The organism is Ensifer sp. YR511, assembly GCF_900103045.1.
Classification (GTDB): domain Bacteria; phylum Pseudomonadota; class Alphaproteobacteria; order Rhizobiales; family Rhizobiaceae; genus Ensifer; species Ensifer adhaerens.
Genome location: NZ_FNGR01000005.1, coordinates 103,267 through 120,503 on the forward strand (window position 1 = coordinate 103,267; position 17,237 = coordinate 120,503).

Sequence of the window (17,237 nt, forward strand, 5' to 3'; positions counted from 1 at the left end):
AAAACCAGACGGTTGCTCCGGGCGGCCGATCCCGTTGCATGGGCGCAATTTGCGGCAAACAACCCTTCATTTCCTGTTTCGTTTGTTTTAAGGAACGAATTCGTTTGGCCGATGGCCACCGCATTGCAACGAGGTTTCTGCCCCCATGCTCGAATTTCTGAGAAGCGCCGCCCAGACCTGGGTCGTCAAAGGCCTGCTAATCGTTCTCGTTCTGTCGTTCATGGTGTGGGGCGGCTCATCGTTGACGATGACGAACCAGTCGGATGCGGTGGTGGTCGTCGGTGACGTCAAGGTCAAGCCACCGGAATTCCGGCTCGCCTACGAGACCATGCTGGCACAGGCTTCCCGCCAGCTCGGCACGCGGCTGACGCCGCAGCAGGCACGTGCCTTCGGCATCGAGCAGCGGGTCTACTCGCAGATCGTCGCCGGCGCGGCTCTCGACCAACTCGCCAACGACATGAATCTCGGCCTGTCGCAGGATCGGCTCGCAAAACTGATCGCCGACGATCCGGCATTCCACAGCGTCAACGGCCAGTTCGACCGACTGACGTTCTCGAGCGTGCTGCGCAATGCGGGCCTGCGCGAACAGGATTACATCAACAGCCAGAGCCAGACGGCGATCCGCTCGCAGATCGTCGACGCGCTGTCTGACGGCTATGTCGCTCCGAAGGTTCTCACCGACGCGATCGGCGCCTACCGGCACGAGAAGCGCACGATCGATTACCTGCTGCTCTCGAACGCCAATATCGATCCGGTCAAGGTGCCGGGCGACGACGTGCTTTCTCCCTGGTACGACAGCCGCAAGGCGAACTACCGTGCGCCGGAATATCGCAAGATCACCTATGTGAAGCTCGAGCCGACTGACGTTGCCGACCCGACCGTTGTCACCGACGACGAGATCCGCGCCGAATACGAACGCCGCAAGGAAAGCTTCCGCAGCGCTGCTGCGCGGACAATCGAACAGCTCTCCTTCACGTCGCGTGAAGCGGCTGACGCTGCGTCGGCAAAGCTCTCTGCCGGCACCAGCTTCGACGATCTCGTAAAGGCCGAAGGCAAGTCTTCTGCCGACGTACTTCTCGGCGAGTTCACGAGGGATCGCGTTCCCGACGCCAAGATCGGCGAAGCAGCATTCGCACTTCAGGCCGACGGCGTGACGCCGGTTGTCGACGGTGCCTTCGGGCCGGTCATCCTGCGCGTGACGAACATCCGCCCGGAAACCGTCCGCAGCCTTGACGAAGTGAAGGAAGAACTGCGCAAGGACATCGCCCTTTCCACAGCGGGCGAAGAAGTCATGCGCCTGCACGACAAGATCGAAGACGAGCGCGCTTCCGGCGCGCCGATCAAGGAAGTCGCCGACCAGCTCAAGCTGAAGCTCGTAACCGTCGATGCGGTGGACGCGACCGGCAAGGACAAGAACGGCGATGACGTCGCCGGCCTGCCGGAACAGGCAGCCCTTCTCCAGGAAGTCTTCAAGGCCGACGTCGGTGCTGAAACCCTGCCGGTGAACGTCGGCCGCGAAGGCTATGTCTGGTTCGACCTCGATGAAGTCATCCCGGCGCGCGATCGCACGCTGGACGAAGCCCGCGACGAAATCGGCGCCGACTGGATGGCTGAGCAGCAGCGCGCAGCACTTGCCACGAAGGCCGGCGAACTGAAGCAGCGCGTCGAGCAGGGCGCAAAGCTTGCCGACGTCGCGACCGAACTCGGCCTCGTCGTCGAAACCAAGGCCGGCCTGACGCGCGCGACCGCTGATGCTGCCCTTAGCCCGGCAGCCGTCGCTGCCGCCTTCTCCGGCGCGAACGGCCACGTCACCAACGCTCCCGGAATCGGCGGCGAAGGGCAGATCCTCCTGCAGGTCACCTCGGTTGACACCGCCGGCCCGGCAGACGTGCTGCAGGACGACAGCCGCCAGATCGAGGCCCTCGCCCGTGTCAGCGGCGAGGACATCCTGGACCAGATGGTCGCCACGCTGCAGGCCGCCTACGGCGTTTCGATCAACCAGACGCTCGCTGAAACCGCCATTGCGCAACGATAGGCCCAAGGAAACCATCGATGAGTGATCTGAAGCCATTCGTCGCCAAGGTCGCCGCCCGCGAGGCGCTGAACCGCGAAGACGCACGTGCCGCCTTCGAAATCATCATGTCGGGTGCCGCAACGCCGTCGCAGATCGGCGGCTTCCTGATGGCATTGCGGGTGCGCGGCGAAACCGTCGATGAAATCGTCGGCGCGGTGAGCGCGATGCGCGCCCGCATGCTGCCGGTCGATGCGCCAGCGGATGCGGTCGATATCGTTGGAACCGGTGGCGACGGCGCCGGCACCTACAACATCTCGACTCTTGCCTCGCTGATCGTCGCCGGCGCGGGCGTGCCTGTTGCCAAGCACGGCAACCGCGCGCTGAGCTCGAAGTCAGGCACCGCCGACGCGCTCTCCTGCCTCGGCGTCAAGCTCGACATCGGTCCGGACGCCATATCGAAATGCATCCGCGAGGCCGGTGTCGGCTTCATGTTCGCCCAGCAGCACCATTCCGCCATGCGCCATGTCGGCCCGACGCGGGTGGAGCTCGGAACGCGCACGATCTTCAACCTGCTCGGCCCGCTTTCCAACCCCGCAGGCGTCAAGCGCCAGCTCGTCGGCGTCTACGCGCCGCAATGGGTGCAGCCGCTGGCCGAAGTACTGCGTGATCTCGGCTCGGACAATGTCTGGGTCGTTCACGGCGATGGCCTCGACGAGATCACGACGACCGGCACGACCGAGGTCGCAGCACTCAAGGACGGCAAGATTTCCACCTTCACCCTGACGCCCGCCGATTTCGGCCTTCAGACGGTGACGATCGATGCGCTCAAGGGCGGCGACGGCGCGTACAATGCGGTCGCGCTCCAGGCAGTGCTCGATGGTGCCGAGAACCCCTACCGGGACATTTCCCTTGCCAATGCGGCCGCATCGCTGATGATAGCCGGACGGGCAAAGGACCTCACCGAAGGCATGGCGCTTGGGCGCCAGTCGCTTTCAAGCGGCAGCGCCAAGACCGCGCTGCAGCGCCTGATCAGCGTATCGAACGCGGCCTGAGGAAGGATCAGCACATGACGGATATCCTGCGCAAGATCGAAGCCTACAAGCGCGACGAGATCGCCGCTGCCAAGTCGAACGTTTCGCTCGACGAACTCAAGGCGCGTATCGCTGATCAGGCCACCCCGCGCGGCTTTCATGCGGCGCTCGCCGCACGCAAGGCCGCCGGCACGTTCGGACTGATCGCCGAAATCAAGAAGGCAAGCCCGTCGAAGGGACTGATCCGCCCGGATTTCGATCCGCCGGCGCTCGCCAAGGCCTATGAAGCGGGTGGAGCGGCCTGTCTGTCGGTGCTGACGGACGCCCCGAGCTTTCAGGGTGCGCCTGCCTTTCTCGAAGCGGCGCGTGCGGCCTGCGCCCTGCCGGCGCTGCGCAAGGACTTCATGTTCGACACCTACCAGGTGTTCGAGGCGCGCGCCTGGGGCGCCGACTGCATCCTTCTCATCATGGCTTCGCTCAGCGACGACGACGCCCGCCGCCTCGAAGACGCATCCCTCGAGCTTGGCATGGACGTGCTGATCGAGGTGCACGACGCCGAAGAGATGCAACGGGCACTGAAGCTCACCTCGCCGCTCGTCGGCATCAACAACCGCAACCTCAGGACCTTCGAGGTTGATCTCTCGGTTTCCGAGCAGCTTGCGGGAATGGTGCCTGCCGACCGTCTGCTCGTCGGCGAAAGCGGCATCTTCACGCATGCGGATTGCCAGCGGCTGGAAAAGAGCGGCATCACCACCTTCCTCGTCGGCGAGAGCCTGATGCGCAAGAGCGACGTCGAATCGGCAACGCGCACGCTCCTGACCGGCGCTACGACCACGCTGGCGGCCGAGTGATGAGCAAGCCGAAGCTCACGCATATCGGTGGCAGCGGCGAAGCGAACATGGTGGATGTCGGCGACAAGGCCGAGACGGTACGCATCGCCGTCGCCGAAGGCCATGTGAGCATGAAGGCTGAAACGCTGACACTCATTCTCGAAGGCGACGCCAAGAAGGGCGATGTCATCGGTACGGCGCGGCTTGCCGGCATCATGGCCGCCAAGCAGACGGCCAACCTCATTCCCCTCTGCCACCCGTTGATGCTGACCAAGGTAACGGTCGATATCACGCCGGACCCGGCGCTTCCTGGCCTCCGGGTCGAGGCGCTTGCCAAGCTGACGGGACGCACCGGCGTCGAGATGGAGGCGCTGACGGCCGTGAGCGTCGCCTGCCTTACGATCTATGACATGGCGAAGGCGGCCGATCGCGAGATGGAAATCGGCGGCATCCAGCTGGTCAGCAAGTCCGGCGGGCGATCCGGCGACTATCGACGCGAAGGGAACTGAGGCCATGGTGTTGCTGTCCGTCGAAGACGCGCTCGAGCGGATCCTACACGGCGCCACGCCACCGCAATTGACAGAGCTCGTCGGCCTCCATGACGGGCTCGCCCGCGTGCTGTCTCAAGATATCCCGGCGCGCGTCACCCATCCGGCCTTCGACAATTCGGCGATGGATGGCTACGCCGTGCGCCACGGGGACATTGAGACCGTCGGGGCCGAACTGACCGTGATCGGCCAATCGGCTGCGGGCCACGGCTTCAAGGGGGAGATGAAAGCGGGCGAAGCCGTGCGCATCTTCACCGGTGCGCCGGTGCCATTGGGCGCCGATACGGTGATCATCCAGGAGGATACCGAGCGGTTGCCGGGCAACCGGATCCGCACCAAATTCGTGCCCGGCAAGGGGCGGCATATTCGAACGGCCGGCCAGGATTTTATCGCCGGCGAAGCGGCACTTTCGGCGGGCGACGTGCTCGACGCCGGACGCTTGACGCTCGCTGCGGGGATGAACCATGCGAGCCTGCCGGTCTTCAAGCGCCCGCGGATCGCAATCCTCGCCACGGGCGACGAGCTGGTGGCTCCGGGCAACAAGCCGGGCGACGATCAGATCATCGCCTCCAACAGCTTCGGCGTCGCGGCGATCGCGCGCGACAACGGCGCCGAGGTCATCGATCTCGGCATCGTCTACGACGATCGGGACGCGATCAGTGCCGAGGTCAGGCGGGCGCAGGACGCCGATGTCGACGTGATCGTCACGCTCGGCGGCGCTTCGGTCGGTGACCATGACCTGGTGCAATCGACGCTCATTGCCTGCGGCATGACGCTCGACTTCTGGCGCATCGCCATGCGGCCGGGAAAGCCGCTCATGGTGGGCCAGCTCGGAACGGCCACGGTGCTGGGCCTGCCGGGCAATCCGGTCTCCAGCCTCGTCTGCGCCCTGCTCTTCCTCGAGCCGCTGACCCGTAAGCTCGCCCGCTTACCATCGCGCGACCGCATAACGACCGCGCGGCTTGCAGGCCCGCTTCCGGGCAACGACGTCAGGCAGGACTATGTGCGCGCGCGCCTTACGCGGGACAGCGACGGCACGTTGGTCGCCCATCCCTTCTCGCGGCAGGACTCGTCGATGATGAAGGTTTTCGCGCAGTCTGATTGCCTGATCGTGCGCCCGCCGCACGCCACCGAAGCGCCTGCGGGCACAACCTGCGACATTCTCAGGCTTCGCTGAACGAACCAAGCGCGAGCCACCTCTGGGAGCGCAAAAACAAAAGACCGGGCAGAACCCGACCTTTTTCGCGTTCATGGCGGGTCCTCTCGATCATCCTTATTCGGACAATCTCAGCGATGATCACGTGGCCTCGTCATTGAGCGCCATCAATTCGGCGCCGTGACACGGACCCTCTACGTTTTGTGACGAAGCACTTTGCAGCGGTGTAAGTGGCCGCATGGGGCAGCCACCGCTCTTGCCGCAGCAGGCCGGGGTGCGCCCCTGGCCGCGCATGGATCAGTTGACCGTCTCGTCGGAGCGGCTGACCAGGATCTTGTCGATGCGGCGCGCATCCATGTCGACCACTTCGAAGCGGTAGCCATGGGCAATCGCGACATCGCCCTCCTCCGGCGTCTTGCGCAACTGCTGCACCAGGAAGCCGGCGATGGTCTCGAAGTTGCCGTCGGCGTCGATTCCCTCGATGCCGATCGTCAGGTGGATTTCGTCGATCGGCGTGCGGCCGTCGACAAGGTAGCTTCCGTCTTCGCGCTGGCGGATCAACGCATGCTCGATGTCGTCGTAGTTCGACGGCAGCACGCCGACGATCGCCTCGAGAATGTCGGCGATGGTGATAATGCCCTCAGTGCTTCCATATTCGTCGACGATCATCGCCATGTTGATGCTTGACGACTTGAAGGCTTCCAGTGCCTTTAGGCACGACGCCGTCTCCGGCAAGGTGTGGATTTCCTTGATGTATCTACGCACGTCGAACGGACCGGAGGTCGGCGCGTTCAGGATTTCCTTGGCGAGAACCGCGCCGAGAACGTCGCCGCTCGGACCATCGACCACCGGATAGCGGGAATGGCCGAACTGATCGATCTTACGACCGACCGTTTCCAAGCTGTCATTGACGTCGATGAAGCTCACTTCGGTCCTGTGGGTCATGATCGACTTCACGTTGCGGTCGCCGAGGCGGATGATTCGCCGAAGCATCTCGTGCTCGGACTTTTCGATGGCGCCGCTTTCGACGCCTTCGGCCATGATCGCGTGGACTTCCTCTTCCGTCACATGATCAGGATCGTCAGGACGGATGCCGAGGAGACGCATGGCAAGCGACGCCGCGGTCTCGAAGAGATAGACGACCGGCGCGGTGATCCGCGACAAGAAGTGCATCGGGCGCGCGACGAACATGGCCAGCGCCTCGGAATTCTTCAGCGCCAGCTGCTTCGGAATGAGCTCGCCGATAACCACGGACAGGAAGGTGATGAGGGTAACGACGAGTACGAGGGCAACCGTGTTGCCGTAAGGATTGATCCAAGCGACCTCATCGAGCAGCGGTGCAAATTTCGCAGCGATTGTCGCGCCACCGTAGGCGCCGGCTAAGGTGCCGACGAGCGTGATGCCGACCTGTACGGTAGAAAGAAACTTGCCGGGATCTTCAGCGAGCCTCAGCGCCACTTCGGCGCGGGCATTTCCCTGTTTTGCCATCTGGCGAAGCATTGGCTTGCTTGCCGAGACGATTGCCATTTCCGAGAGAGCAAAAAATGCATTGATCAAAAGCAGGACGAAAATGACAAAAAACTCGGACATGGTCTCCAGATCACCGTTGACGAAAGCCGCTCCACAAGGAGCGAGCCCTCACCAAATAAGGCCAGCGCGCGATCCGAGCAAGCACAAGCAATGAAATCGCTGCAATCTTCTGAACATTGGAAGGGCCGAGCGCTGTTTTGTTGAACAATCTCGACCGGTCGCAGCCTCAACTGCGACTTTGCAGCGCGCTGCGAACGCGCTCGCGCCCGATCTTGATCACGTTTTCCATGGCAAGCCGTGCGCCGACCTCGTCACGCCTGCCGATCTCCTCAACGATACGGATGTGGTTGCGGGCAACCTCGTCTATGCCGCCCTTTTCGGCGACCGGAGAGCTCAGCTTGAAGACACCGACCAGCGCCGCTTCGATCAGCCCGCCGACCGTGCGCATGAATGGGTTGCCGGAGGCCTCGGCGACAGCCAGGTGGAACTTCAGGTCGGCGCTTGCGAGGCTCTCGGCGCTATGCCCCTCCTCGCCCATCGCAACCGCGAGCCGCATCATGCGGCTGATTTCGGCCTCAGACGCGTTTCGCGCCGCAAGTGCTGCCGCATGCGGCTCGAAGGCCAGGCGCACTTCGCTGAGGTGATAGAGGAAGTCCTCGTCGACACCGCATTCGAAGTGCCAGGTCAGGATGTCGTTGTCGAACAGGTTCCAGTCGTTGCGCGGCGTCACGCGGGTGCCGATGCGGGCACGCGGCACGACCAGCCCCTTGGCGGCCAGCGTCTTCATGGCTTCGCGCAGAACAGTTCGGGATACCTTGAAGCGTGCCGCAAGTTCCGGATCACCCGGAAGAATGGAGCCGACCGGAAATTCGCCGGATATGATTGCCTTGCCGAGTTGATCGACAACATGTGCGTGGCTCGTGCGCTTGCGCGAGCCGGACACGACGGTTTCCAGCAAACTCCTGTTCAATCCATCTCCTCCAGGCACTCCCCTGCCTGATTTCATACGGCGCGACGCGCCACAAGGCCTTCGTGCGGAGCACGCGGGGCACCCCTAAACCTGCGCAAATGAATGTAGTTTGAACAGTCGATTCCGGAAAGCCCCAGGGTGGCCGCAAAACCGTAAACCGCGCACCGCCGAACGATGAAACAACCCTTACGCGTTTTCCAAACGACAAACCCCGCCGAAATGGCGGGGTTTGCATTCTGTTTCGTAGGCTCTTGCTTACTTCGGCAGCTGATCGTCGACGCCTTCGACGTAGAAGTTCATGCCAAGCAGCGTGCCGTCGTCAGACGTCGCCCCTCCAGCAAGCCACTCGCTGCCGTCCTGCTTCTTCAGCGGGCCGGTGAAGGGCTTCAGTTCGCCCGACTTGATCTTGGCTTCGGCGTCCTCAGCGAGCTTCTTCACGTCGTCAGGCATGTTGGTGTAGGGCGCCATCGTCAAGATGCCGTCCTTCAGGCCGTCCCAGCTCGACGTCGTTTCCCACTTGCCATCGAGGAAGGCCTGCGTGCGCTTGATGTAGTAGGCGCCCCAGGTATCGACGATCGCCGTCAGCTGCGTTTCCGGGCCGGCCTTGATCATGTCGGAGGCCTGGCCGAAGGCCTTGATGCCACGCTCGGCGGCAACCTGCATCGGTGCCGTCGTGTCGGTGTGCTGCGTCAGGATATCGACGCCCTGGTCGACCAATGCCTTGGCAGCATCGGCTTCCTTGCCGGGGTCGAACCAGGTGTTTGCCCAAACGACCTTGATCTTGAAGTCCGGGTTGACCGAGCGCGCGCCGATGATGAAGGAGTTGATGCCCATCACCACTTCCGGGATCGGGAAGGAGGCGATGTAGCCGGCGACGCCCTTTTGCGACATCTTGGCGGCGATCACGCCCTGGATGTAGCGGCCTTCATAGAAGCGGCTGTTGTAGGTCGCGACGTTCGGCGCGGTCTTGTAGCCGGTCGCATGCTCGAACTTCACGTCCGGGAACTTCTGCGCGATCTTGATCGTCGCGTCCATGAAGCCGAAGGACGTCGTGAAGATCAGGCCGCAGCCCGAGCGTGCGAGACGCTCGATCGCGCGCTCGGCATCCGGGCCTTCCGGCACGCTTTCGAGATACTGCGTCTCGATCTTGTCGCCGAGCGCCTTTTCCAGCTCCTGGCGGCCGATGTCGTGCGCCTGGGTCCAGCCGCCGTCGGTCTTGGCACCGACGTAGACGAAGCAGACCTTGGCCTTCTCCTGGGCGCTTGCACCGGTGGCAAAGCCGATCGCTGCCGCGGAGCTTGCGAGAACGAGCAGTAGTTTTTTCATTTTCTTGACCTCTGTCGGTTTGAGAAACGTCAGTATGAAATGCTTGCAATCATCGGTCCGGCACAAACGGTTTGCCGAGCGATGCCGGCGTATTGATCAGGGTCATGCGCCGGTTATGCGAAATGAGAATGAGGACGACGATCGTCGCGACATAGGGGAGCGACGAAAGGAGCTGCGAGGGAATGCCGAGGCCGAAGGCCTGCGCATGCAACTGGCTGATCGATACGGCACCGAAGAGATAGCCACCGGCCACCAGCCGCCAGGGGCGCCAGGACGAAAAGACCACCAGCGCCAGTGCGATCCAGCCGCGACCGGCCGACATGTTTTCCACCCATTGCGGCGTGTAGACGAGCGACAGCTGCGCGCCGGCAAGCCCGGCACAGGCGCCGCCGAACATCACGGCGAGATAGCGGGTGCGAATGACGTTGACGCCAAGCGCGTGCGCGGAGGCGTGGCTATCGCCGACGGCGCGAAGCTTGAGGCCAGCACGGCTCTTGAACAGGAACCAATGCACGCCCGCGACGATCGCGATCGAAAGATAGAAAATGATATCCTGCCGAAAGAGCAGCGGCCCGATATAGGGGATATCCGCGAGAAGCGGTATCGCGATCGGCTGCAGCTTGACGCCCTGCATGCCGAGGAAACTCTCGCCCATCATGCCGGAGACGCCGATGCCGAGCAGGGTCAAAGCCAGGCCCGTCGCCACCTGGTTTGCTACCAGGCTCAGCGTGAGGAAGGCAAAGAGCTGCGAGAACAGTGCGCCGCAGGCGATGCCGGCAAGTATGCCCAGATAGGGCGAACCGGTAATCTGGGTAATCGCGAAGGCGGAGACCGCCCCCATGATCATCATGCCCTCGACGCCGAGGTTCAGCACGCCGGACCGTTCGGTCACCAGTTCGCCGATCGCGGCCAACACCAGGGGCGTTGCGGCAGTGATGACGCTCAGAAGGATCGCTTCGACGATACCCATCAGCGGCTCCCCTCGCTATTGGTCGCGGTCAACCGGTCGAAGACCAGCTTGATGCGATAGTGGATGAGCGTGTCACAGGAGAGCACGAAGAAGAGCAGGAGACCCTGGAAGACGCGCGTCACCTTCTCGGAAACGCCGATCGACAGCTGCGCCGCCTCACCGCCGAGATAGGTGAGCGCCAGCACCAGGCCGGCGGCGACGATGCCAAGCGGATTGAGGCGGCCGAGGAACGCAACGATGATGGCGGTGAAGCCGTAGCCGGGCGAGATGACCGGGCGCAGCTGCTGGATCGCGCCACTGACTTCGGAGATGCCGGCCAGACCGGCAAAAGCGCCCGAAAGCAGCATCGAAAACCAGATCATCTTGCGCGAGGAGAAACCGGCGAAGCGCCCTGCCCGCTCCGATTGGCCAAGCACGGAAATCTCGAAGCCCTTCAGCGTGTAACGCATCATGAACCAGACGAGGATCGCCGCTATGATGGCGAAGGCGAAGCCCCAGTGGGTGCGTCCCGAGGCAAGCATTTCCGGCAGGATCGCATCGACGGCGAAGGTGCGCGTCTCCGGAAAGTTCATGCCGCCTGGATTGCGCCAGGGTCCACGCACCAGCCAATCGAGGAAGAGCTGGGCGACATAGACCAGCATCAGGCTCGTCAGGATCTCGTTGGTGTTCATATGCGCCTTTAGGAAGGCGGGGATGGCGGCAAACAGCGCACCACCGAGCATGCCCATCAGCATCATTAGCGGCAGCACCAGCGGCGACTGCCAGTCATAAAACACCACCGGCAGGATCGAGCCGGCAATCGCGCCCATGATGAACTGGCCCTCGGCGCCGATGTTCCAGTTGTTGGAGCGGAAGCAGACCGAAAGCCCGACGGCAATCAGGATCAGGGGCGCTGCCTTGATTGCCAGCTCGTGCAGCGACCAGACCTCGCTCAAGGGCTCGACGAAAAAGCTGTAGAGCGCCATGACCGGATTCTTGCCGAGAAGCGCAAACATGATGCCGCCGAAGACGATCGTCAGCAGGAAGGCGATGAACGGCGACAGGATCGAAAACAGCGTCGAGACCTTGGCGCGCTTTTCCAGTTCAATGCGCATGTGCGGCCTCCGTGCCTTCCGTCTTGCCGTACATGCCGCCCATCAGCAGGCCGATCTTTTCGCGCGAAAGCTCTTTTGCCGGATAGGGATCGGATAGCTTTCCGTCGCTGATGACGGCGATCTCCGTCGCCACTTCGAAGATTTCGTCGAGGTCCTGGCTGATGACGAGCACGGCAGAGCCGGCCTTGGCGAGGTCGACGAGCGCCTGGCGGATGCGGCTCGCAGCACCCGCATCGACGCCCCAGGTGGGCTGATTGACGACGAGCACGCTCGGCTGACGGTCGAGCTCACGCCCGACGATGAACTTCTGCAGGTTGCCGCCGGAAAGCGAGCCGGCCGGCGGATCCTCACCACTCTTGCGCACGTCCATCGCCTCGGAGATGCGCTTCGTGGCGCTCGTCACCGCATCGCGACGGATGATCTTGAGGAAGCCGCCGCCGAGAAACGCCTTGGCGTCCGAGCGGCTGCGGGCAAGCACGAGATTGTCCGAAAGCGGCAACGCCGATACCGCGGCATGGCCGTGGCGCTCCTCGGGAACGAAGCCCGCGCCCATCAGGCGGCGCGCATTGATGTTGCGGTTGCCGACCGGCTTCTGGCGGATCTGCACCGCATTATCGTCGGCAACCGGGTACTCGCCCGAGAGCGCATCGAACAGTTCGCCCTGGCCGTTGCCGGCAACACCGGCAATCGCCAGCACCTCGCCGGCATGCACCTTGAGACAGATGTTCTTCAGCGAAACGGCAAAGGGCGTGCGCGCCGGCACGGTCAAGTGCCGCGCTTCCAGATGCACCTGGCCCTTGGCGCTGGTGCCTTCGGCCGTCACCGCCGCGACGTCACCGCCAACCATCATGCGCGCCAGCGACGACGGGGTTTCCGCCTTCGGGTCGCAGGCGCCCGTTACCTTGCCGTGACGCAACACCGTGGCGCGGTCGCAGATGCGCTGCACCTCTTCCAGTCGGTGGCTGATATAGAGAACCGAGCGCCCCTCCGCCTTCAACTTGTAGAGCGTTTCGAACAGGCGGTCGGCTTCCTGCGGCGTCAACACCGAGGTCGGCTCGTCGAGGATGATGAGGCGCGGGTTCTGCAAGAGCGCGCGCACGATCTCGATGCGCTGGCGCTCGCCGACCGAGAGATCCGCCACATGCGCCTTGGGGTCGAGCGGAAGGCCGTACGCATGCGACAGGCGCGACGCCTCTTCCGCTACCCTCGCCAGCGAGATGTTCGCATCCATGGAAAGCGCGATGTTCTCGGCGACCGTCAGCGCCTCGAACAGCGAAAAATGCTGGAAAACCATGCCGATGCCGAGCCTGCGTGCAGCCGCGGGATTGGCGATGCGCACGCTCTGGCCCTGCCAGAGGATCTCGCCGGCCGTCGGCGCCAATACGCCGAACAGCATCTTCACCAAGGTCGATTTTCCGGCGCCGTTTTCGCCGAGAAGGGCGTGAATTTCGCCCGGTTCAATCTGCAGATTGATCCCATTGCAGGCCGCGAAGCTGCCAAACAATTTCGTCAGGTTGCTCACAGCCAATAGATGACCGTTCGCCGCTACTCCCTCAACAGGCACGCTGCCCTCTTTCCCCTCTGTTGATCCGCGTCCGCCTTAAGGCTTCGATCACGGAATCAGCAGTGTTGTTCCACTTGTTTTTCTTGTCTCGAGATCCGTATGCGCTCGCCCCGCATCGGCAAGCGGATAAGTCTGATTTATATTGATACGCACTTTGTTGCTTTGCACAATATCAAACAGGGAATTTGCACACGCTTCCAGCGCAGGCCGCGTGGCAACGTAACCAAAGAGTGTCGGACGCGTCGCAAAAAGCGACCCCTTCTGCGCCAGGATGCCGATGCTAAAAGCCTCCACCGGTCCGGACGAATTGCCGAAGCTGACCCAGAGGCCGCGCGGCTTGATGCAATCCAGCGACGCCGGATAGGTGTCGCGCCCGACGGAATCGTAGACGACATCAACGCCGCGGCCGTCGGTCAATTCCTTGACCCGCGCGACGAAATTGTCGGTGCGGTAGTTGATCACGTGGTCGTAGCCATGCGCCAGCGCCAGATCGATCTTGTCCTGCGAGCCCGCTGTGCCAATAACGGTCGCGCCAAGCGCCTTCGCCCATTGGCCGGCAATCAGCCCGACGCCGCCGGCTGCGGCATGGAAGAGAATCGTCGTGCCCGGACCGACCTGATAGGTCTGGTTGAGCAAGTATTGTGCCGTCATGCCTTTCAGCATCATCGCAGCCGCAGTCTCGAGGCTGATGCCGTCGGGCACCTTCACCAACTGCGCAGCATCGACGTTGCGCTCGCTCGCATAGGCACCATCGGCCGAGGCATAGGCGACGCGATCACCGACGGAAAACAGGCTGACTCCGTCGCCAACCGCAGTGACGATGCCGGCACCTTCCTTGCCCGGCACGAAGGGCAAAGCCGACTTGTAGAGGCCGGTGCGGAAGTAGACGTCGATGAAATTGAGGCCGACGGCCACCTGCCGGATCTGTACCTCACCCGGCCCCGGCGGCGAGAGTGTCACGCCTTCGAGCTTCAGGACCTCTGGTCCTCCGAGTTCGCGTACCACAATCGCCTGTGCCATTGCCTGCTCCTATTTCCGGCCGAGACTTGGGAAAATCTGCAGCACGAAGCCAATCACGTAGAGATAGATGCCTGTGACGACGAAGCCGGTCACGACCCATGCCGGCGTCGCAAAATGCAGGAGCAGCGCATAGATGCCGAGCGCCGACCACAAGAGGAAGATGCCGAGGTTCAGCGGTCGCAAGCGCTGGACGCGAACCGGATGAAGGAAGTTGATCGGCAGGAAGGTCAAGACCACCGACACGAAAACGACGATCGACGCGGTCAGCTCGCTCGCCTGAATGACGAACAATGTGAAGACGACCATGTTCCAGACGACGGGGAAACCGGAGAAAAAGTATTCGTCCGTCTTCATGCCCATATCGGCATAGTAGATCGCGCTCGAAACCACGATCGCGCCGGCCGCCACAAAGGACCAGGGCTCGCCGATCATGCCGCTCTGGTAGAGCGCAAAGGCAGGCAACAGCACATAGGTCACATAGTCGATGACGTTGTCGAGCGTATCGCCCGACCAGTTGGGCAGCACTTCCTTGACGCGCACCTTGCGGGCGATCGGCCCGTCGATGCCGTCGACGAGCAGCGCCAGCCCCAGCCACCAGAACATGTCGACGAAGCGATGCTCGGCCGCAGCCACGACACCCAGGAAGGCGAGAAACGACCCCGAGGCGGTCAAGATATGCACGGAAAAGGCGCGAATCTCGGCGTAGGGAACTCGTCTATAGTTAAAGAACTTCATCTGCGGATGCCGCCCACCCCTGCTGTTTTCCCCGTGCGGGCCTTGACCCGCCTCGACCGCTGTGCGGCGCGTTGCCCGTAATATGCACCCTTTGCAACGCATCGCCACTAAAATTCAAGTATTACAGCCTCCCCTCGCCCCATTGTCCTGTGGACACCTGCAAATTGCTTCTGCGCTGATTCTACCCATTTATTTCGCAGGCGCCGGCGACTAGAGGTATGATCGAGGCTGGGCAAAGACGCCTCACAGCTTGCGCGAAAGGGCTTTTGCATCATGGACCACTTCGACATCGCCATTATCGGTGCGGGCCTTGCCGGATCGCTTGCGGCCATCGCGCTTGCCGATGCGGGCTACCGCGTGGCCTTGATCGGACCGGAGCCGGCGGTTGCCGACGGACGCACCACCGCGCTGATGGACCAATCGATCGAGTATCTGAAGACGCTCAACCTTTGGGAAAAGGTCGAGCCGCTGACGGCTCCGCTTTCGACCATGCGTATCCTCGACGGCACCAACCGGTTGCTGCGGGCGCCACCGGTCAACTTCCGTGCCTCGGAAGTCGGGCTCGACGCCTTCGGCTACAATATCCCCAATGCGCCCTTCATCGATATTCTCTGCCACCGCGCCGAAGAGAGCCCGACGCTGACACGCATCACCACGTCGGCGATCGGCTTTGAACTTTCGGACGCTGTCGCAACGATCGAGCTTTCAAACGGCAGCCAATGCAGCGCCTATCTCCTCGTCGGCGCCGATGGTCGTCGGTCGCCGGTGCGCGAAGCGGCGAAGATCTCCGTCAGCACCTGGTCCTATCCGCAGACGGCGGTCGTCTTGAACTTTGCGCACGAGCTGCCGCACCAGAACATTTCGACCGAATTCCACACCGAAAGCGGTCCCTTCACGCAAGTGCCCCTGCCGGGCAACCGCTCCAGCCTGGTCTGGGTCCGCAAACCCGAGGATGCCGCACAAACGCTGACGCTGGATCTCGCAGCACTCTCCCGCGCCGTCGAAGACCGGATGCAATCAATCCTCGGCAAGGTAACCGTCGAGGGCACGCCGCAATCCTTCCCGCTCTCGGGCATGACCGCCCAGCGCTTCGGCAAGGGCCGCGCCGTGCTTCTTGGCGAAGCAGCGCACGCCTTCCCGCCGATCGGCGCTCAGGGGCTCAACCTTAGCCTCCGCGATGTGATGACGCTCGTCGATATCATCGGTGTATCCAGCGGCGAGCCGCTTGCCGGCGATATCGGTGACCGCTTCGACAGCCGCCGCCGGCCGGACATCATCAGCCGCACCGCAAGTGTGGATCTGCTCAACCGCTCGCTGCTCTCCGGCTTCCTGCCGGTGCAGGCGCTGCGCGCGCTGGGGCTGCACGTGCTTTCCGCGGTTGGGCCGCTCCGCAGCCTGCTGATGCGCGAAGGCGTGCACCCCGGCAGCGCGCTCAACGTCTTCAAGGAAGGCTTAAGGGAAAAGATCGGGCGGAAGAGCGCCTGAACGGATCAGGTAAAGCAGGCCGGTCACCGTTGCGACCGACAGTGTCGTCGTGATGAGGATCGTCGCCGAGGCTCGCTCCTGCCACACGCCATATTGATGGCCGATAACGAAGACGTTCGTCGCCGTCGGAAGGGCTGCGAGCAGTACCGCCGTCTGCACCCAGACCGGATCATAATTCCCCGTCAGGCTCATTGCCGTGAACATGACGAGCGGATGCAAGAGCAGCTTCGCCGGGACGATGTAGCCGATCTCGACGGGAATGCGCTTGATTGGGCGCAGCGCCAGCGTCACCCCCATGGCAAAGAGCGCGCAGGGCGCCGCACACTGGGCGAGATAATCGATCAGCCGCTGAACCGGAACTGGCGGCTGCACGGCGAAAAAAGCGGCGACCACACCGGCAAGTGTGGCCAGGATGAACGGGTGCAGAATGATCTTGCGCGCGACGCTGGCTGCAAGCGCCAGCGGCTTTTCCTGCCGACCGCCTGATATCGCCATCATCGCCGGTGCGACCGCGAAATGCGCGGCGTTTTCGAAGCTGAAGATCAGCGCCACCGGTACGGCAGCGGCATCGCCCAACGCCAAAAGCGCAAGGCCAGGCCCCATGTAGCCGATATTGCCATAAGCAGCGCCAAAACCCTGGATCGTCGCCTCGGCAATGGAGTTTCGCCTGACATAAACCCCGATGAGGAAGATCAGCGAAAAGACGATGTAGGTCGCCCCGACGGTGGTCAGGATGAAGTCGGCACGCGCCAGCTGTTCAATCGGCGTGCGCGAGACGAGCTTGAAGAACAGCGCCGGCAGCGCGAGGTAGATGATGAAGGTGTTCAGCCACCCCATCGCCTCGCCCGGATGGTGGACGAAGCGCGCCGTCAGATAACCGAGGAAGATCAGGCCGAAGAACGGCAGCACCAGGCCCGCGATTTCCGTCATCTTGTCCCTCGCATCCTTCACCTTCCCGCGCCGA

15 protein-coding genes are annotated in these 17,237 nt (G+C 62.8%); 6 read left to right on the forward strand and 9 right to left on the reverse strand.

What is annotated here, in order from left to right:
- Positions 1-145 precede the first annotated feature (145 nt).
- The 5 genes from BLU15_RS11925 to glp are packed head-to-tail and all read left to right on the forward strand — an operon-like array spanning position 146 to position 5,600.
- Positions 146-2,035: a peptidylprolyl isomerase gene (locus tag BLU15_RS11925; protein WP_090295578.1), complete on the forward strand. Its 1,890-nt coding sequence runs from the start codon at positions 146-148 to the stop codon at positions 2,033-2,035.
- Positions 2,036-2,052: 17 nt separating this feature from the next.
- The gene (gene trpD / locus BLU15_RS11930; protein WP_090295580.1) at positions 2,053-3,066 is read left to right on the forward strand and encodes an anthranilate phosphoribosyltransferase; all 1,014 of its coding nucleotides are present in this window, start codon (positions 2,053-2,055) and stop codon (positions 3,064-3,066) included.
- A 14-nt stretch (positions 3,067-3,080) separates the two neighbouring features.
- Positions 3,081-3,896: an indole-3-glycerol phosphate synthase TrpC gene (gene trpC, locus BLU15_RS11935; RefSeq protein WP_090295582.1), complete on the forward strand. Its 816-nt coding sequence runs from the start codon at positions 3,081-3,083 to the stop codon at positions 3,894-3,896.
- A complete protein-coding gene (gene moaC / locus BLU15_RS11940; RefSeq protein WP_090295584.1) occupies positions 3,896-4,384 on the forward strand; it encodes a cyclic pyranopterin monophosphate synthase MoaC in 489 nt (162 codons plus the stop codon). The genes trpC and moaC overlap by 1 nt, the downstream gene beginning before the upstream one ends.
- A gap of 4 nt (positions 4,385-4,388) precedes the next feature.
- A complete protein-coding gene (gene glp / locus BLU15_RS11945) occupies positions 4,389-5,600 on the forward strand; it encodes a molybdopterin molybdotransferase MoeA (RefSeq protein WP_090295588.1) in 1,212 nt (403 codons plus the stop codon).
- 276 nt (positions 5,601-5,876) lie between these two features.
- Here the strand turns inward: glp and BLU15_RS11950 are convergent, their stop codons facing one another.
- The 8 genes from BLU15_RS11950 to pcsA form a co-directional block, all read right to left on the reverse strand.
- Positions 5,877-7,169: a hemolysin family protein gene (locus BLU15_RS11950; RefSeq protein ID WP_090295591.1), complete on the reverse strand. Its 1,293-nt coding sequence runs from the start codon at positions 7,167-7,169 to the stop codon at positions 5,877-5,879.
- Positions 7,170-7,335: 166 nt separating this feature from the next.
- Complete coding sequence (locus tag BLU15_RS11955; protein WP_051659212.1) at positions 7,336-8,115, reverse strand: FadR/GntR family transcriptional regulator; 780 nt, start codon at positions 8,113-8,115, stop codon at positions 7,336-7,338.
- A 219-nt stretch (positions 8,116-8,334) separates the two neighbouring features.
- Positions 8,335-9,405, reverse strand: coding sequence for a BMP family ABC transporter substrate-binding protein (locus BLU15_RS11960; protein WP_090295794.1), 1,071 nt, complete (start codon positions 9,403-9,405; stop codon positions 8,335-8,337).
- A 49-nt stretch (positions 9,406-9,454) separates the two neighbouring features.
- The gene (locus tag BLU15_RS11965) at positions 9,455-10,375 is read right to left on the reverse strand and encodes an ABC transporter permease (RefSeq protein ID WP_090295594.1); all 921 of its coding nucleotides are present in this window, start codon (positions 10,373-10,375) and stop codon (positions 9,455-9,457) included.
- The gene (locus BLU15_RS11970; protein ID WP_060517054.1) at positions 10,375-11,469 is read right to left on the reverse strand and encodes an ABC transporter permease; all 1,095 of its coding nucleotides are present in this window, start codon (positions 11,467-11,469) and stop codon (positions 10,375-10,377) included. Before BLU15_RS11970 ends, BLU15_RS11965 begins: the two co-directional genes overlap by 1 nt.
- Positions 11,459-13,033, reverse strand: coding sequence for an ABC transporter ATP-binding protein (locus tag BLU15_RS11975; RefSeq protein WP_060582171.1), 1,575 nt, complete (start codon positions 13,031-13,033; stop codon positions 11,459-11,461). Before BLU15_RS11975 ends, BLU15_RS11970 begins: the two co-directional genes overlap by 11 nt.
- Before the next feature lie 48 nt (positions 13,034-13,081).
- Complete coding sequence (locus BLU15_RS11980) at positions 13,082-14,053, reverse strand: quinone oxidoreductase family protein (protein WP_060517050.1); 972 nt, start codon at positions 14,051-14,053, stop codon at positions 13,082-13,084.
- A 9-nt stretch (positions 14,054-14,062) separates the two neighbouring features.
- Positions 14,063-14,788, reverse strand: a complete 726-nt coding sequence (pcsA, locus tag BLU15_RS11985) for a phosphatidylcholine synthase (RefSeq protein ID WP_034790952.1) — start codon at positions 14,786-14,788, stop codon at positions 14,063-14,065.
- 273 nt (positions 14,789-15,061) lie between these two features.
- Between pcsA and BLU15_RS11990 the strand changes: the two genes are divergently transcribed.
- The gene (locus BLU15_RS11990; protein ID WP_090295597.1) at positions 15,062-16,273 is read left to right on the forward strand and encodes a UbiH/UbiF family hydroxylase; all 1,212 of its coding nucleotides are present in this window, start codon (positions 15,062-15,064) and stop codon (positions 16,271-16,273) included.
- Here BLU15_RS11990 and BLU15_RS11995 read toward each other — a convergent pair.
- On the reverse strand, positions 16,241-17,203 hold the full coding sequence (locus BLU15_RS11995) for an AEC family transporter (RefSeq protein ID WP_060517046.1): 963 nt from the start codon (positions 17,201-17,203) through the stop codon (positions 16,241-16,243). The two genes, BLU15_RS11990 and BLU15_RS11995, sit on opposite strands and share 33 nt — an antisense overlap.
- Positions 17,204-17,237 lie beyond the last annotated feature (34 nt).

What these genes read in the sequence shown, in the direction of transcription:
- moaC (WP_090295584.1), top strand. Translation starts at nt 3,896, where the DNA reads ATGAGCAAGCCGAAGCTCACGCATATCGGTGGCAGCGGCGAAGCGAAC.
- BLU15_RS11925 (WP_090295578.1), top strand. Translation starts at nt 146, where the DNA reads ATGCTCGAATTTCTGAGAAGCGCCGCCCAGACCTGGGTCGTCAAAGGC.
- glp (WP_090295588.1), top strand. Translation starts at nt 4,389, where the DNA reads ATGGTGTTGCTGTCCGTCGAAGACGCGCTCGAGCGGATCCTACACGGC.
- BLU15_RS11960 (WP_090295794.1), bottom strand. Translation starts at nt 9,405, where the DNA reads ATGAAAAAACTACTGCTCGTTCTCGCAAGCTCCGCGGCAGCGATCGGC.
- BLU15_RS11965 (WP_090295594.1), bottom strand. Translation starts at nt 10,375, where the DNA reads ATGGGTATCGTCGAAGCGATCCTTCTGAGCGTCATCACTGCCGCAACG.
- pcsA (WP_034790952.1), bottom strand. Translation starts at nt 14,788, where the DNA reads ATGAAGTTCTTTAACTATAGACGAGTTCCCTACGCCGAGATTCGCGCC.
- BLU15_RS11990 (WP_090295597.1), top strand. Translation starts at nt 15,062, where the DNA reads ATGGACCACTTCGACATCGCCATTATCGGTGCGGGCCTTGCCGGATCG.
- BLU15_RS11970 (WP_060517054.1), bottom strand. Translation starts at nt 11,469, where the DNA reads ATGCGCATTGAACTGGAAAAGCGCGCCAAGGTCTCGACGCTGTTTTCG.
- BLU15_RS11955 (WP_051659212.1), bottom strand. Translation starts at nt 8,115, where the DNA reads ATGAAATCAGGCAGGGGAGTGCCTGGAGGAGATGGATTGAACAGGAGT.
- BLU15_RS11995 (WP_060517046.1), bottom strand. Translation starts at nt 17,203, where the DNA reads ATGACGGAAATCGCGGGCCTGGTGCTGCCGTTCTTCGGCCTGATCTTC.
- BLU15_RS11950 (WP_090295591.1), bottom strand. Translation starts at nt 7,169, where the DNA reads ATGTCCGAGTTTTTTGTCATTTTCGTCCTGCTTTTGATCAATGCATTT.
- trpD (WP_090295580.1), top strand. Translation starts at nt 2,053, where the DNA reads ATGAGTGATCTGAAGCCATTCGTCGCCAAGGTCGCCGCCCGCGAGGCG.
- trpC (WP_090295582.1), top strand. Translation starts at nt 3,081, where the DNA reads ATGACGGATATCCTGCGCAAGATCGAAGCCTACAAGCGCGACGAGATC.
- BLU15_RS11980 (WP_060517050.1), bottom strand. Translation starts at nt 14,053, where the DNA reads ATGGCACAGGCGATTGTGGTACGCGAACTCGGAGGACCAGAGGTCCTG.